Source organism: Lysinibacillus sp. NPDC093197, from assembly GCF_044754025.1.
GTDB lineage: Bacteria > Bacillota > Bacilli > Bacillales_A > Planococcaceae > Lysinibacillus.
The window spans coordinates 114,308-130,091 of record NZ_JBIVOH010000010.1; the positions used below are offsets into that span (position 1 = coordinate 114,308).

Sequence of the window (15,784 nt, forward strand, 5' to 3'; positions counted from 1 at the left end):
ATCTTCACACAGATTCATCTTTAACTAGATTTTCATTTTGATTTATTTTTGATACTTAGAAATAAAAGCAGATGGCCAATTAGAAATGCATGTTTGCACTTTTAAACCGTCTGCTTTTTATGCTTTCACGAAAATTAAAATAGGAAGAGCCCTGTGTGTATTCATATAAAAAAAGGCAATTCAAGTTGACGGGAAGATATCCTAAAGCAGTCTTATTATAAACGCTTTGATATCCGACACATCTTCTTGAACTGCCCTCTTAACTAGTAATTATTTAGATTCTACACTCTCATCTTTGCTGTAGTTATACTTAGATGGATCTACGGGCGTGAATCCTGTTGGCGTATAAAATCTCAATAAGTCACCATTCACTACTTTGTCAGATAACCCTAACTTAAAGTCTACTTCTTTTTTCATAGCTTTCGCTGACTCTAATTGACTATCATCTAATAGTAAACCTGTTTTGTTATCGTAATATTTTTCATTAATTGAATAAATCGAAGGACTAACAAAATCACCATTTCTAAATGGTACAATTTCATTGTGCTCTTCTGATAATAAATCGGAACCGAATTGAACATAGTTTTGCGTTTCAATTCCTAGTAAATGTAATAGCGTTGGAAGAAGGTCTGTTTGACCACCATAAGTATGGTTAGTTTCACCTTGCATTCCTGGAACATGAATGAATAGTGGTACGCGTTGTAAATTAGCACTTTCATATGGTGTAATTTCTTTACCCATAACTTGCTCCATCGCCGCATTATGATTATCTGAAATACCATAATGGTCCCCATAAAGAACAATCATCGTATTATCATATAAGCCTGATTCTTTTAGTTGATTGAACATCTGCTCGATTGCTTCATCTGCATAACGTGCAGTCTGGAAATAATTATCTACACTTGCATCTCCAGTAGTAGCTTTATCGATTGTTACTAAGTCTTGATTCATTTTATATGGATAGTGATTCCCTACCGTAATTAACTTTGTATAAAACGGTTGTGGTAAAGAACTTAAAAGACTTTGAGATTGTTCAAAGAATGGTTTATCTAATAAACCATATTCAGCCATGTTATCTGAAGAGGCTGTGTCATAATAACTAGCATCATAAAATTTATCGAATCCAAATGATTTATAAATGACATTTCGGTTCCAGAAGCTTCCGTTGTTGCCGTGGAAGACAGCTGAAGTATAACCATAATTTTTTAAAATACTTGGTGCTGCTTGGTACGTATTTTGTGCTTTCGTAATATAAGCAGAACCTTGTGGTAATCCGAATAAAGAGTTTTCTAGCATAAATTCTGCATCAGATGTTTTACCTTGTCCTGTTTGATGGAAAAAGTTGTCAAAATACATTGTATTTTGATCTTTTGCTAATGAATTTAAAAATGGCGTAACTTCTTCACCATTTAATTTATAGTCGATAAGGAAGTTTTGGAATGATTCTAAATGTAAATAGACAACATTCATTCCTTTTGCCGCCCCAAAATATTTTGGATTAGGGTTGGCATAGTTAGATTTTGTATAGTTAATTACTTCTGTAATATCACTACTATCCGCCAATGCTCTTTCTGAAGATGCTTTCATCGTTTCTACTGTGTCATAAATAGTATAGTTATACATTCCTAAATATTTCACAATATAGTTTCTATCAAAACCTCGAGATAAAAGTTGCGGACGACTAGTTTCAGCTAATCCTAAGTTTACGATTGATATTGCTAAGGCAAATGCAATAATTGCAAATGCTTTCTTATATCCAAAACGATTTGTTTCTTTTTCTATTTTTCTTGAGAAACGTAGGTAAATCATGACAAGTACATCGACAAAGAATAAAATGTCATAAGGTTTCAATAACGATAAAATACTACCACCTAAATCGCCAAAGTTCTGTGTTTGGAAAATTGTTGGTAATGTAATGAAATCACTAAAAAATCTGTAATACACAACATTCGCATATAAAAGAATAGACATAAGCGTGTAAATTACAACGAGTGATGTATATTTTTTCTTTCCTTTAAATAAAAATGAGAACCCTAGGAATAGCATTGCTGAACCTAGTGGATTTAATAGTAAAAGGAAATGTTGAAGTGCTCCTTCTACACCTAAATCAAACTGTGCTGTTTGAGCGATGTATGTTTTAACCCATAACATTAAAACAGCTAATATATAAATCCCTAAAAATTTGTTTAATAAGTTTTTACTTACTAGATTTTTCATTTTTGCACCTACCTATTACTTATTTAAAAATATATCTAGATTAGAATATAAGTATAAATTTCGGAAAATTATTACTTCACTATAGCTTTTTTTCGGCGGCTAATGTATAATACTCCCGTTTTTACACTTCTGTCAAGTTGTAGACGATATTGCAAGAGAAATAGTTTCGTTTCTCTCTATTACTGGAATCCTTGCCATAAAAACACCCCGCAAACGTTAGTTTTTACTAACATTTGCAGGGATAAATTTTCCTTTTTATCTCGCTTAAATTTAACTATTCCACAGCCTTATACTATGTGTTGGTAGTTTCAGTTGGTCAAACTTCTGCTATAGTAAAACTGAGCTTTTTTTATCATCAAATAATTTTTCTACGGGTAATTACGTTTTTCACAATTCAAATATTAAACAGCAGCATATGGGATAATGAAAAAAGATTAAAGACATGCTCTTCCTTGAGCACATCTTTAATCTTTAAAATTTCTCTCTATTTTTTTTCCTTATCGTATAAAATCTCTTCAGCAAATTGTGCTAATTGTTGAGCTTTCAAGCTTATTTCTTGAATCGTCGAAGAAAACTCGTAGATTGAACCCGATTGCGTATCTGTTAATGTGTTGACTTCTGCAAATGATTGATTTAACACTTTTAGAAGCTGTTGAATATTTTTTGTAATATGATTAATTTGATCTGCATTTTGCTTCGAATTTGTAGCAAGCTTACGTATTTCATCGGCCACTACTGCAAATCCTTTACCCTGCTCGCCTGCACGTGCAGCCTCAATTGCCGCATTTAAACCTAATAAATTACTCTGATCTGAAATTCCTTTTACTACAGAAGAAATCTGACCAATTTCCTCCGCACTTGAACTCACATCTTTCATTGAAGAGGTCATATCTTTCACCCGGTCGGATAAATTGCCTACTGAGCCACTAATTTCTTCAATAGAAGCGGCCGTTTGCTCTACAATCGCAGAGAAACTTTCAGCCATTTCAAATAGTTTATGAGCTTTTTCCAAACTTGTTCCAATGCCTACCCCACCAATTACTTTCCCAGTACTATCGTGAAGCGGGATAGCTCTTGCAACAAGTGGGAAGCCGAATAATTCTTTCGGTATAACTGCTGATAAAGATTTATTCGCTTTAATCGCATTTGTGATGACATCACCTTCAACAAGTGGATCCCCTGGCGTAACATTTAAAGAGAATGTCTTCGCTGGAATATTAATGATTAGTTTCTCAGTATCGTAAATGCCTACCGTAATATCGTCTTGAATAAGCCCGTTTAACAAAGGAGCTACTTTAATAAACGCACTAATTACATCTGCTTCTTGCATATTTTCCGACCCCTTTGTCCTTAATAAGGTAAAATTCTTTTGCTATAGTTTACAGAAATCCATTTTAAAGTTGTAAACTCCTCAAGGCTCCATTCTCCGTTTAAGCGACCGATACCTGATTGTTTTTCTCCACCAAATGCAACATTTGGTTCATCATTGATTGTTAAATCATTTACATGAATCATACCTGTATGTACTTTCTTAGCCATTTCTACACCACGTTCAAGGTTAGCCGTATGAATTGCACCGCTTAATCCAAAACGAGTATCATTTGCGATTTGAATAGCTTCTTCTTCCGTTTCGAATGGAATAACACAAACAACTGGGCCAAATAGCTCTTCTTGTGCCACACTCATGTCTGTTGTTACATCTGCTAAAATCGTTGGCGCTACCATTCTACCTTTAATATTACCTTTAATAACGGCTTTCGCACCTTCAGCAATGCCTTTTTCAATCATTGCTTCTAGGTTAGCTGCTTGGCGATCATTAATGACTGGGCCGATGATTGTTTCAGGATCTCTTGGATCACCAACTTTCAGTGAAGAAACTTTCGCTACATACTTGTCAAGGAACTCATTGTAGATCGATTTCTGCACTAAAATGCGGTTTGCTGACATACAAATTTGCCCTTGGTGTGTGAATCGACTAAATGTCGCAGCACCAACTGCGTACTCCATATCTGCATCTTCTAATACGATAAATGCACTATTGCCACCTAACTCTAATAATGGCTTTTTGAAATTTTTAATCGCAACTTGACCAATATAACTTCCTACCTTTGTTGAGCCTGTGAAGGAAATAATTCTTGGAATCGGATGCTCAACAAATGCATCCCCGATTTCATTAATATCCGTTACAACAACATTCATTAATCCTTTTGGTACACCAGCTTCTTCAAAAATCTTTCCAATTAATGTTCCACCTGTAATAGGTGTATCTTCATGAGGTTTTAATACAACAGCGTTCCCAGCACCTAATGCAGGTGCTACAGATTTCATCGATAAAAAGAATGGGAAGTTAAATGGACTAATGACGCCAACAACGCCTGCTGGAATGCGATAAAGTCTGTTTTCTACATCATCGATTGTTGAAGGTAAAATCTTACCTTCCATACGAATTGGGAATGTTGCAGCCTCTTTAATAATATTCTTAACAAGACCAATTTCAAAAGCAGCTTTTAATCTTGTCCCACCTAATTCATCCATAATAATCGATGTAATGGCCTCTTCGTTTTCTTCAATATATTTCACTGCATTTTCAAGAATATCACGCTTTTTATATGGGTTTACTTTATCCCATTCTTGCTTCGCTTGTTGCGCGGCTTGATATGCATAATCAATATCAGAAACGTTTGCTAATTTAAATTCTGTTATGACTTCATCTGAATAGGGATTTATGTCATGTAAAAGGCTATTACTTTGTCCTTCTCTCCATTCCCCACCTATAAATTGATTTCCTAAATTTTTAATATCCATTTTATAACCTCCAAGTTTAATCGACGTGTGTAATACAAATATCGACAAATATTTAGAAAAATTTATAAAATAACAAAAATTTTGTAGGTTTTTCTTTCTAATTACAGCTTACTCCTATTATGCTTTGTCCCTATTTTTAAAATTCCCCATCTACAAAAAGGACCTTATCGTTTTAAATTTTTTTCTTTATATAATCTGTTTTACTCATTACATTTGACCCAAAGTCCTCAAATTGGTAATGAAAGGCGCTCACTCATCTTACCGATAGCCCAAAATAGCTCAGTCTCAGTACATACGGCGAATATCTGACTATCTGTATTTATTGTTAGTTAGCATTTATTTCAGTATTTCGATGCATCGCTAAAACAATTTTAAAAAGAGAAAGGTGAAATTGAACGTAGTTAATTTCACCTTTCTTACTATTGGAGATTGCTATCGTAGCTCTCCAGCATTATTAGTATTTATATGATTGTCCACCATCGATTGGTACAACAACACCATTTATGAAGTCTGCTTGGTTAGAAAGTAAGAAGGCAACTAAGTAACCAACCTCTGCTGGTTTACCGAAACGGCGCATTGGGTTTGGTTTTACGAATTCTTTACCTACCTCTTCCCAATTATCTCCACCAATTTGACGTAAAGAGCCCTCTACCATAGGCGTCATTATGGCACCTGGTGCGATTGCTTTAATAGAAACACCAAATTGTCCATATTCAATTGCTGAGTTACGTGTTAATCCGACTACACCATGTTTAGATGCTGCGTAGCCTGATTGATTTCCAACACCACGAATACCACCTACAGATGCTGTATTGACAATTGAACCTGACCCTTGTTCTTTCATTACTTTTAAGACGTATTTCATGCCGTAAAATACACCATTTAAGTTAATAGACACAACTTTTTGGAACTCATCAATACCAAAGTCTTCTGTTAAATTTTGTTTTCCTTCAATGCCTGCATTGTTAAAGAAACCGTCAATTTTGCCGAACTTTTCAACAGTCGCATCTACAAAACCTTTGACAGCATTTTCATCTGCTACGTTTGCTGCAATTAATAACAGTTCAGCCTGTGGTGAAACGGCTAACACTTTTTCTTCTGTTTCTTTTAAACCCGCTTCATTCAAGTCGACTAATACTAGTTTAGCACCTTCTTCTGCTAATTGAAGTGTTGCTGCTTGTCCAAGACCAGATCCTGCACCTGTTACAATGACTACTTTCTCTTCAAAACGTTTCATATTATATTCCTCCATTATTAAATATTATATAGTGACCCATCTACTGTGTAGGATGAAGAACTTACATAAGAAGCTTCATCTGATAGTAAAAACGCAATGACATTGGCTACTTCATTTGGTTCACCATAGCGCTTCATTGGCACTGCATCTTGATATGCAGATTGCGCTGCTTCGGCGGCACCTGGTGCAACTTTTGCCTCAATTTGACGCATCATTTGTGTATTAATAACACCAGGATTGACTGTATTCACTCGCACATTATATGGAGCAGCTTCTAATGCAGCTACTTTATTAATGCCCATTAGAGCATGTTTTGACGAATTGTATAGCATCATATTTGGCGAACCAATTAATCCAGCAACAGAAGCTGTATTGACAATTGAACCTGCTTTTTGCTGTTTCATAATTGGCATGACATATTTTAAACCGTAGAAAGCACCTTTTACGTTAATGCTATATACGAAATCGAAATCTTGTTCAGTAATTTCTTCTAAAATTTTTGCTGGACCTTCTACCCCTGCATTATTTGCAAATCCATCAATGCGACCAAATTTTGATACAGTTTGATCAACATAATTTTTTACTTCTGCCTCTTTAGAAACATCTGCCTTTAAAGTCAGTACGCGATCCTCACTTAAGTTAAGCTCCTCTGCAACCGCTTTCACAGCAGCTTCATTTAAATCTACTAGCGTTAACTTAGCTCCTTCACCTGCAAGCTTGCGAGCAATCTCTTTACCGATACCTCCTGCAGCACCTGTAATAATGACAACTTTGTTTTCGAATCTCATTTTTTGTACCTCCCCTAAAGATTGTTGTTACATTTATAGTTTAATCCGTTTCATTTTCTGTAAGCCATCCTTAATATTTGCTATAATGTCGAAGAAACCAACACTTTTTATCAATCTGTCTAATGTAGGAGATAAATTTGATGAAATCTAATTCCAATCAAGCTTTACGTACAAAGCATTTCTTAAAAAAGGCATTTATTGATATGGTCCATAAAAAGGGATTTAGTGCTGTTACAGTGAAGGATATTGTAGATTATGCTCAATATAATCGAACAACCTTTTATGTGTACTATCAAAATATAGATGATCTTGTGGAAGAGTTAATGGAAGAAATGTTTGAAGCTATCCAATATAACAGCATGTCTAAGTATGTAAGTAATAGTCGTGTGAAAGTACAGGAGTTGACTACCCATTCCTTTGAATTGTTGTATTACATTTACGATCACCGTGATTACTTCACATTATTATTGTTAGAAGATACGTTACCTCGTATCCACCAGCAACTACCTGAAGCGATTTTTAATTTGCTCAAAGATAAATTTGATATTCATTACGGCGTGTCGGTTGTTGATGATCATTCCCAAAAGCGCTATATGGCTTATGGGACAGCTGGTTTGATTTTAGACTGGATTGCACAAGATTTTGATGCGACACCTGGTGAAATGACAGAGCGTCTCAATCGAATTTTCAACACTTTTGCAAGAGGCTTTATTATAAAAGAAATCGATACTTAATAAACAAAAGAACGAATTCCACCGTCGGAAATTCGTTCTTTTAATTATTATTAAGCTAACTTCACCACGCAACATGGAAACGAACACTTTAATTTTACTTTTAAATATGTGTTCCGACGTTGCTTTCCTGTATGTTTTTGCTAAGATGCGTCTCTACGTTCTCCGTTTTTTTCGACCAATACGTGGCCAAAATTGGACCTGAAATATTATGCCACACAGCACCAAGAACACTCGGTAAGGCAGCTAACGGTCCAAAATGGGCAGTCGCTAACGCCACCCCAAGACCAGAGTTTTGCATACCTACTTCAATTGAAATAGCTCTTCGATTACTTTCATTTAGTCCTAACACAAGCGCTGTTAAATAGCCCAGCAGCAAACCGAATGCATTATGAAGCATTACTGCCGTAAAAATAATAAATCCAGCTGAAGCAATGCTATCAACATTTCCGGCAACAACCGCAGAGACAATAATAATAATAGCAACTACTGAGATTAGAGGAATGACGTTGATGCTTTTTTCTACAACTTGAGGAGCAAATCTTCTTATAACAATACCTAGAATAATAGGCAAAATAATTACTTGAATAATTGAAGTAAACATTGCCATTGGATCTACAGGCATCCATTTACCTGCAAGTAATAGTAAAATTAATGGTGTTGCAATTGGGGCTAGTAACGTCGAAAAAGATGTCATTGTAATTGACAACGGTACATTACCTTTAGCTAAATACACCATAACGTTTGAAGCAGTACCCCCTGGAACAGAACCGAGAAGGACTAGCCCCGCAGCTAATTCCGCTGGTAAGATCATAATGTAAGCAATTAAAAAAGCTGTCAGTGGCATAATAATATATTGAGCACATACACCAATGATGACTGGCAATGGATTCGTTAAAATCAATTTGAAATCAACCGCTTTTAACGTTAGCCCCATACCAAACATAACGATGCCTAGCAAAATCGTAATATATCCTCCAAATATTAAAAATGGATCAGGAACTATAAAGGCAATAACAGCTATACAGATAACCCATACGGCAAAGTATTTTCCCGCTATCGTACTAATGGCTTCTAAAATTTTCATATTTCCACTCCCTATTTCTTTATTTTTAATATTTTATTTGGATTCAAAAGAGCGTCAGGATCGAGCGCTTGCTTAATCTTTTCCATCACAAGCAGTGCTTTTCCATGTTCTTTCTCCTGGTATTTCTGTTTCCCAATACCGACACCATGCTCTCCTGTACAAGTTCCCCCTCTTTCAAGTGCATACATTACTATCAATTCATTGAATTCATCAGCTTTCTTTATTTCATCACAATCATTCATATCAATCATTAAAAGAACATGGAAATTACCATCACCGACGTGGCCCACAATCCCCCCTGTAAGTGCTAACAAATTAAGGGCTTCTCTTGCATGTTCAATTGCCCCTGCTAACTCTGAAATCGGTAAACAAACGTCGGTCACCATAAGTTTTTTCCCTGGGTGTCCATGGACATAGGCGTAAGCTAAATTATGACGAGCTTCCCACAGCTGATTGCGAGCTGCATTATCGGACTCAAATTCAATATTTTCACAATTATGCTCCACTACAATTTCTTTCATAAAGTCAACGTCTTGCTTTAAGCCAGCTTCATTTCCATGAAACTCTAAAAATAAGGTCGGTTGCTCCTCATAAGCTGTTTTACTATGCAAGTTCACTTGTTTCATCGAATGTTCATCAACCAGTTCTACTCTTGCAATGGGAATTCCCGCTTGTAAAATACTAACGACTGCCTCGACAGCATCATTGACTGTTTTAAACGATGCTCGAGCAGCCATTTCATGTTCAGGAAGCCCATAGACTTTTAGCGTCAATTCAGTAAAGCAACCAAGTGTTCCCTCAGACCCTACAAATAGACCATTTAAATGATAGCCAGAGGATGATTTTTCTGCTAAATTCCCAGTATGAATTACCTCACCATCTGAAAGAACAACCTCTAAATCTCGAACTTGGTCGCGCATAACTCCATATTTAACAGATGTTGTTCCACTAGCATTTGTTGCTGCCATCCCCCCAAGTGTTGCATCTGCTCCTGGATCGACAGAGAAAAACAATCCGTATTTTTTCAATTCTTTATTCAACTGAGAACGCGTTACCCCTGGTTGAACTTTTACGAGAAAGTCCTTCTCCCTAACTTCTACTATTTTGTTCATGTTGGAAAAATCTATCGTTATCCCGTGGTCGTAAGGGATAACATGTCCTTCTAAGCTTGTTCCTCTACCAAATGGCACTATTGGTACTTTGTATTGGTTTGCTATATTTATTGTCTTACTCACTTCTTCCGTCGTTGTCGGAAACACAACAATATCCGGTAAACTGACTCTATGATAGGATTCATCACTACTATGTTGTTCTAAAATCGTTTGATTGATTGTTACTTGGCTTTCAGAAAGAGCACTTCTTAGTGCAATCACCAATTCCTCATTTGTTGCAATCATTTTTTTCTCCCCTTTTTACTCTCATTCCTTCACAGTACTTGTTTATGGTGTTTTGATTGTGCAAATAATATATGTCATACCAATTTACAAAATAACGAAATTGGTCCAACCATTATTATTATACTTAATATTCTGAAAATATCAATAATTATTAATTTTCTTTAATTGATAACAATGTAGTATTTCTGTATGATTAAAGCGTTTATAATATTAGGTAATTGAGGGGAAGGACATAGGTAATGCTGCAACCAAGAAAAAAAGCCTATCAAGTAATTGTTGATCAAATAAATGAATATTTTTTAAATGGGGAATTACAACCTGGAGAAAAACTCCCGACAGAAAGAGAATTAGCGAGTCGGTTTAATGTTAGTCGAACATCGGTTAGGGAGGCACTTCGGAAGCTTGAAATAAAAGGAATTATTGAAATTAAACAAGGCAGTGGTAGCTTTGTTAAAACACAGGAAAGCCATTCAGTAGGACAAGAGCTTTCATCTACAATCTTAAAAACTGAAAAAAAATTAGTATATGAAATGTTAGAGCTACGCCAGACACTTGAAGTAGAATGTGCTTTTTTAGCTTCACAACGTGCCACTTCAGAAGACTTAGAACGCATTGGTCATGCATTAGAAATGATGGATCAAGTTAAAAATGATGTGGAACTAGGTATACAAGCTGATCTCATTTTCCATATTAGTATTGTTCTCGCCTCACATAACTCAATCTTCTCGCAATTGTTCCAAACCCTTAGCGAACATATGCAAGATACAATCCGAGTTACCCGAACACAACGCTTGAAAGATGTAGAACGAACGCAAGAGACTATTGATGAACATAAAGAAATTTACTTGGCAATCGCAGCTGGCGATGCAAATCAAGCTAAACAACTTATGGAAAAGCATATTAAGCAAATAAGAAGAGAATTGACAGAGTCACTTTTTAATCATATTTGAAAACTACAAATAAAGCTCCCTACTCGTTGATTGGAGCGGAGGACGGGCGACTCCTGCGGGAACGCACAGTACGTAAGACGCAACAGACCGCGCGTTAGCGAGGGTTGCGGCTTACGGTGTCCACGCGGAAAGCGCCCGTTCGTAGCAGAAATCAACGGCAGGAGACATCACTTCTATATTAATTTTAAATAAAAAAAGGACTATAGACAAACTCGAAAATCTTCGAGTTTGTCTATAGTCTGAACGAATCCTCTCTTAGGATTCTTCCTTTCATTCAAAGCTTAATTTATTCTAAAACAGCCATTCGAAAAGCCGTCGCAATTATTTGTGTACGGTTTTTTGCATTAAATACAGTTAGTAGCTTTTGAATATAGTCACGAATTGTGTACTCACTGAAAACGAGAAGCTCTGCCATTTCTTTATTACTGAATCCTTCCGCTAATAAAAATAAAACCGCCAAGTCTTTATCCGTTAACTTTAAGTCATGCAGTAGACGTTGTGTACTGCGTGTACGTGAAAAGTAACAGCCTAATAAGTTCCCTACTTCTTCAAGTAATTGCATTTCTTCTTCATTATATGAAAAAGGCGTTCCACATTGGTCAAACGTTAACCAACCAAATAATTGTCCATTTTGCTGAATCGGAATAAAAATAATCGTAGATAAATTCAACATTTCTATTGCAATCGGATTTATATATGGCGCTGGTTGTTCTAAATAGAGTGGCTTTTTAATAGCAAAAACGGCCACCTCTTCCAGCTTACCTTTTAGCATTTGTACTTTGTGTAGCTCAGAGCCGTATACACCTGAAAATTCATTGAGCCATGGATTATAGCTATGAAAAATGACACGTTGAAATCCGAAGTTTTCCTGTGCTTTGGATAAAATAGTTGGTATATGATCTACGCCATCTAATTGAATAAGCAATTTGCTAAAACGTTGTAACTTTAGCAAACTTTCAAGACTTATTTCAACCTTTAGTGGAGATTGTATTACTTTACTATTTACAAGACGTAATACATCTAGTACTTTTTCGTGATACTTTAGCATTTCGTCTGTATTCGGGTGCTTAATTTGTACAAGGACATCTTTTGTTGCGTAATAAGACAATGAAGGAAATATAGTGAGTAATTTTTCTGGTAAAAGTCGACTATGCATAGTCGCCCAGTTAATAAGTTCTTCGCGTTGAATCGTTTTATTTTTTAACTGACCATTTAAAAACGTCAACCAAGAACGATACCAATAACCAATTTGAATAATTTCTTGCTCATTTAACTCTCTTTTCGTTTGCAAATGCTTATTCCACGCATAGGCAATATCCTGATGGTGAATTTTATGAAACAATACATATTGAAAGTTGATTTTAGTCATAGTACACCTACATTTGCATGTTTATTTTCAATTAATATACCCTGAATTGCCGGTATCTTTGCATTAACTCTATCATTTACACTCTAGATGTAACAACTTTATTTTGTTATTTTGCTCCACTATTTATGTAAGGGTATTCAAATACAGAAATGAGGTACTAGATATGGAATTTAAAAAAATATTAGTCGCAGGTAGCGGCGTATTAGGAAGTCAAATTGCTTTTCAAACGGCATTTTTTGGATATGAAGTGAATGTATATGACATTAACGATGATGCGATTGCAGCAGCGCAACCACGCATGCAATCGTTATCGAACACATACGGAGATTATTTTAATGATACTGCACGTGCAGCCAAAGCATTAGAAAGCTTATCATTTTACACAGATTTAGCACAGGCAGTAACTGATGTAGATTTAGTTATTGAAGCTGTACCAGAACGTATTGAAATTAAACAATCATTTTATGAGCAACTAGCAAAAGTAGCACCAGCAAAAACTGTTTTCGCATCAAATTCTTCCACACTATTACCTAGTCAATTTGCACAATATACAGGACGACCTGAGAAGTTTTTAGCATTACACTTTGCAAATTCTATTTGGAAAAACAATACGGCTGAAGTAATGGGTCATGAAGGAACTGATCCACAGTACACTGAACAAGTAATTGAATTTGCTCGTACTATTGGCATGATTCCATTCCATTTAAAGAAGGAACAACCAGGCTATATTTTAAATTCATTACTTGTACCCTTTTTAAGTGCTGGTATGGAGCTTTGGGCAAATGGCATTGCAGACCCACATACAATTGATAAAGACTGGATGATTTCAACTGGTTCACCATCAGGGCCGTTCGGATTTTTAGATATCGTTGGTATGGAAACACCATATAACTTAAATATGATGAAGGCAGAAATTAATCCAATGGCTAAAATCATAGCGGAAAAAATTAAAGCCGAGTATATCGATTTAGGGAAAATGGGTGTATCTTCAGGGGAAGGTTTTTATAAATATCCAAATCCAGCCTATCAGGATAAAGACTTTCTTAAACAAAATTAATTAGCAACAAAAGTGAAAAAGTGTTAGATTGACTACATCAATCTAACACTTTTTTGCATCACCGTTGATGTCCGCTACGGCGATACTTTCCGCAGGAGTCACGCCTTCGTTACTATCAATTTGTGCTATCTTATTTATGCTAAAGAGCGATTAGCTAAAGCTTAATTCATTTTACATTGAAGAAAAATAACATCAATGGAATTCGTCGATATCCGCCACGGCGATGCTTTCCGTAGGCACATCGTAAGCCACAACCCTCACAAACTTTATAATTCTGAAAAAGTTGGTGGTTTCTTTTTGAAGCCTTTCGTCGTAAAGAAAGCATAGATAAAACCGATTGCAAGCCACAAAAAGCCGATCTTCAATGTCATCGGTGATAAATTAATGAATAAGTAGAAACAAATACCGAACCCTAACCCTGGAATTAATAAGTATCGAATTATTTTCTTTTCTTTTTTACGGAAGAAGTAATATACGATTACTGACAAGTTAACAAACATAAATCCTGTCAGGCCACCAAAGTTCATTAACTCTGCTACGAAATTTGCTGATAAAAACAGCGCTCCTAAAACACTAAATAAACTTACATTGTTATATAGTTTCGCTTACATTCCCTATATTATCTTTTTTAAGCATTAGCATGACAATAAAGGAAATACAATATAAACCTGCTAAGTAAAGCATCGCAACTTTCATATCATAACTTTGTAAAATATAGCCGACAAGGATTGGTGAAAAGCCTCCTATAGCTCGTCCAAAGTTAAAAATTGTATTTGTTGCGGTACTTCGAATTTGAACGGGATATAGACTACCAATCAATGCTCCATATCCAGCAAACATACCATTTGAGAAGAATCCGACAATTGCACCACCTATTAGGACACCAACACTACCCGTAGCATAAGAGTATAAAAACACAGCACATGCTGAGGCAATAAGGAAGACGCCAAAGGCACGCTTTGCGCCAAATCGATCTAGAAATAGTCCAAAGGTTAACATACCGATAATCATGCCAACCGCTGTACTAATTGTCCAAATGGCAGAACTTGAAACAGACAAACCTTGTGACTGTTGCAACATCGATGGTAACCAAATCATTAATCCGTTATAACCGGCAATTTGAACTGTTGCCATTATGATTAACGAGATTGTTGTAATCGCTGTTCGTGGCGTTTCAAACAATTGTACCAACTTACCCTTTTCATCTTTCTTACTAGCCTTTTTGTTTTTCTGAGCAGCGAGCCACTCAGGTGATTCATCTAAATTTTTCCTTACGATAAAGGCAAAAATAACAGGTATTACACCAACAAAGAATAATGCTCTCCATCCTAAAGTAGGAAGAATGATGGCACTTAGTAATGCTGCTAAAATAACACCATATTGAGCACCTACACTGACATATGAAGACGCACGCCCTTGTTTATTTTTCGGCCAAGCTTCTGCAACAAGCGCCATACCAATTCCATATTCTCCTCCGGCACCTATTCCTGCGATAAATCTAAATAGGTACACTTGTTCAATGCTAGTGGCTAATCCTGTTAAAGCAGTACCAATGGCAAACAAGATGACGGTATAAGTAAAGACTTTTACCCTTCCATACTTATCTGCTAAAACTCCGAAAACGATTCCTCCTAATAGCATCCCTACATTCGTTATAGAAGAAATAAGTCCTCCCGTTGCTAAATCAATGTTAAATTCTGCAATAATCATTGTCATCGCAAATGAGATAAACATGATGTCCATGCCTTCTAATGTTAAACCAGCTACCGATGCGACCACGGTTTTTTTTCGATAATCCATTCTACTCTCCTCCAGTATGTTCTAGATGAAATAAATCTCTTTTATTTACGAATGAATGGATGTATCTATATAAATATAACGTTTCCATTCTCCTTTTAAGCCTCACTGGACTTCCTTTAAAAGAGGTACGTTAGTTGTGTAATCACAGCTAAAATGCAAAATAAATGCCCTTTCGTCAGAACAGACAAAAGGGCATGAATAAACAAAGATATTACTAGCATAATAACTTAAAGTATCATATAGCCCTTTTCAGCCTCTCTGGACCGTATTAAAGGTAAATTATTTCAAAAGATATCTTAGCAAAATTATTTATAATTTCATACAAGAAAATTTTGGTAAAACCTCA

The 15,784-nt window shown here is 35.8% G+C and carries 13 protein-coding genes; 3 read left to right on the top strand and 10 right to left on the bottom strand.

Going from position 1 to position 15,784, the window contains the following annotated elements; translation table 11 throughout:
- Positions 1-270: 270 nt before the first annotated feature.
- The 5 genes from ltaS to ACIP9G_RS20755 all read right to left on the bottom strand — a co-directional run bounded on the left by ltaS (position 271) and on the right by ACIP9G_RS20755 (position 7,047).
- Entirely contained in the window at positions 271-2,217 is a 1,947-nt protein-coding gene (gene ltaS / locus ACIP9G_RS20735) for a lipoteichoic acid synthase (protein WP_401021898.1), read from the bottom strand.
- A gap of 484 nt (positions 2,218-2,701) precedes the next feature.
- The gene (locus ACIP9G_RS20740) at positions 2,702-3,547 is read right to left on the bottom strand and encodes a methyl-accepting chemotaxis protein (protein WP_401021900.1); all 846 of its coding nucleotides are present in this window, start codon (positions 3,545-3,547) and stop codon (positions 2,702-2,704) included.
- Positions 3,548-3,567: 20 nt separating this feature from the next.
- Positions 3,568-5,022, bottom strand: coding sequence for a benzaldehyde dehydrogenase (gene yfmT, locus ACIP9G_RS20745; protein ID WP_401021902.1), 1,455 nt, complete (start codon positions 5,020-5,022; stop codon positions 3,568-3,570).
- Between the two features lie 454 nt (positions 5,023-5,476).
- Positions 5,477-6,259 (bottom strand): SDR family oxidoreductase, encoded by a 783-nt coding sequence (locus tag ACIP9G_RS20750; RefSeq protein ID WP_401021905.1) that lies wholly within the window; start codon positions 6,257-6,259, stop codon positions 5,477-5,479.
- Between the two features lie 17 nt (positions 6,260-6,276).
- Positions 6,277-7,047: an SDR family NAD(P)-dependent oxidoreductase gene (locus ACIP9G_RS20755; RefSeq protein WP_401021907.1), complete on the bottom strand. Its 771-nt coding sequence runs from the start codon at positions 7,045-7,047 to the stop codon at positions 6,277-6,279.
- A 140-nt stretch (positions 7,048-7,187) separates the two neighbouring features.
- Here ACIP9G_RS20755 and ACIP9G_RS20760 point away from each other — a divergent pair, with 140 nt between their 5' ends.
- Positions 7,188-7,781 (top strand): TetR/AcrR family transcriptional regulator, encoded by a 594-nt coding sequence (locus tag ACIP9G_RS20760; RefSeq protein WP_340822254.1) that lies wholly within the window; start codon positions 7,188-7,190, stop codon positions 7,779-7,781.
- 100 nt (positions 7,782-7,881) lie between these two features.
- Here the strand turns inward: ACIP9G_RS20760 and ACIP9G_RS20765 are convergent, their stop codons facing one another.
- Both ACIP9G_RS20765 and ACIP9G_RS20770 read right to left on the bottom strand, forming a co-directional pair.
- Complete coding sequence (locus tag ACIP9G_RS20765; RefSeq protein WP_401021909.1) at positions 7,882-8,865, bottom strand: bile acid:sodium symporter family protein; 984 nt, start codon at positions 8,863-8,865, stop codon at positions 7,882-7,884.
- A gap of 11 nt (positions 8,866-8,876) precedes the next feature.
- The gene (locus tag ACIP9G_RS20770) at positions 8,877-10,262 is read right to left on the bottom strand and encodes an FAD-binding oxidoreductase (RefSeq protein ID WP_340822251.1); all 1,386 of its coding nucleotides are present in this window, start codon (positions 10,260-10,262) and stop codon (positions 8,877-8,879) included.
- A 239-nt stretch (positions 10,263-10,501) separates the two neighbouring features.
- Here ACIP9G_RS20770 and ACIP9G_RS20775 point away from each other — a divergent pair, with 239 nt between their 5' ends.
- Positions 10,502-11,212 carry a FadR/GntR family transcriptional regulator gene (locus ACIP9G_RS20775; RefSeq protein ID WP_401021912.1) on the top strand — a complete coding sequence of 237 codons (711 nt, stop codon included), beginning with the start codon at positions 10,502-10,504 and terminating at the stop codon, positions 11,210-11,212.
- A gap of 286 nt (positions 11,213-11,498) precedes the next feature.
- Here the strand turns inward: ACIP9G_RS20775 and ACIP9G_RS20780 are convergent, their stop codons facing one another.
- Entirely contained in the window at positions 11,499-12,581 is a 1,083-nt protein-coding gene (locus ACIP9G_RS20780) for a LuxR C-terminal-related transcriptional regulator (protein WP_340822249.1), read from the bottom strand.
- A gap of 163 nt (positions 12,582-12,744) precedes the next feature.
- Between ACIP9G_RS20780 and ACIP9G_RS20785 the strand changes: the two genes are divergently transcribed.
- Positions 12,745-13,638 (top strand): 3-hydroxyacyl-CoA dehydrogenase, encoded by an 894-nt coding sequence (locus tag ACIP9G_RS20785; RefSeq protein WP_401021915.1) that lies wholly within the window; start codon positions 12,745-12,747, stop codon positions 13,636-13,638.
- Between the two features lie 266 nt (positions 13,639-13,904).
- On the opposite strand, the gene ACIP9G_RS20790 is transcribed toward ACIP9G_RS20785, so the two are convergent.
- Together ACIP9G_RS20790 and ACIP9G_RS20795 are read right to left on the bottom strand one after the other, a co-directional pair.
- On the bottom strand, positions 13,905-14,165 hold the full coding sequence (locus ACIP9G_RS20790) for a hypothetical protein (protein WP_401021917.1): 261 nt from the start codon (positions 14,163-14,165) through the stop codon (positions 13,905-13,907).
- Between the two features lie 64 nt (positions 14,166-14,229).
- Positions 14,230-15,438 carry an MFS transporter gene (locus tag ACIP9G_RS20795; RefSeq protein ID WP_401021920.1) on the bottom strand — a complete coding sequence of 403 codons (1,209 nt, stop codon included), beginning with the start codon at positions 15,436-15,438 and terminating at the stop codon, positions 14,230-14,232.
- Positions 15,439-15,784: the final 346 nt, after the last annotated feature.

Excerpts from the sequence above, each read along its gene's own strand:
- ltaS (WP_401021898.1), bottom strand. The coding sequence starts at position 2,217 with ATGAAAAATCTAGTAAGTAAAAACTTATTAAACAAATTTTTAGGGATT.
- ACIP9G_RS20740 (WP_401021900.1), bottom strand. The coding sequence starts at position 3,547 with ATGCAAGAAGCAGATGTAATTAGTGCGTTTATTAAAGTAGCTCCTTTG.
- yfmT (WP_401021902.1), bottom strand. The coding sequence starts at position 5,022 with ATGGATATTAAAAATTTAGGAAATCAATTTATAGGTGGGGAATGGAGA.
- ACIP9G_RS20750 (WP_401021905.1), bottom strand. The coding sequence starts at position 6,259 with ATGAAACGTTTTGAAGAGAAAGTAGTCATTGTAACAGGTGCAGGATCT.
- ACIP9G_RS20755 (WP_401021907.1), bottom strand. The coding sequence starts at position 7,047 with ATGAGATTCGAAAACAAAGTTGTCATTATTACAGGTGCTGCAGGAGGT.
- ACIP9G_RS20760 (WP_340822254.1), top strand. The coding sequence starts at position 7,188 with ATGAAATCTAATTCCAATCAAGCTTTACGTACAAAGCATTTCTTAAAA.
- ACIP9G_RS20765 (WP_401021909.1), bottom strand. The coding sequence starts at position 8,865 with ATGAAAATTTTAGAAGCCATTAGTACGATAGCGGGAAAATACTTTGCC.
- ACIP9G_RS20770 (WP_340822251.1), bottom strand. The coding sequence starts at position 10,262 with ATGATTGCAACAAATGAGGAATTGGTGATTGCACTAAGAAGTGCTCTT.
- ACIP9G_RS20775 (WP_401021912.1), top strand. The coding sequence starts at position 10,502 with ATGCTGCAACCAAGAAAAAAAGCCTATCAAGTAATTGTTGATCAAATA.
- ACIP9G_RS20780 (WP_340822249.1), bottom strand. The coding sequence starts at position 12,581 with ATGACTAAAATCAACTTTCAATATGTATTGTTTCATAAAATTCACCAT.
- ACIP9G_RS20785 (WP_401021915.1), top strand. The coding sequence starts at position 12,745 with ATGGAATTTAAAAAAATATTAGTCGCAGGTAGCGGCGTATTAGGAAGT.
- ACIP9G_RS20790 (WP_401021917.1), bottom strand. The coding sequence starts at position 14,165 with ATGAACTTTGGTGGCCTGACAGGATTTATGTTTGTTAACTTGTCAGTA.
- ACIP9G_RS20795 (WP_401021920.1), bottom strand. The coding sequence starts at position 15,438 with ATGGATTATCGAAAAAAAACCGTGGTCGCATCGGTAGCTGGTTTAACA.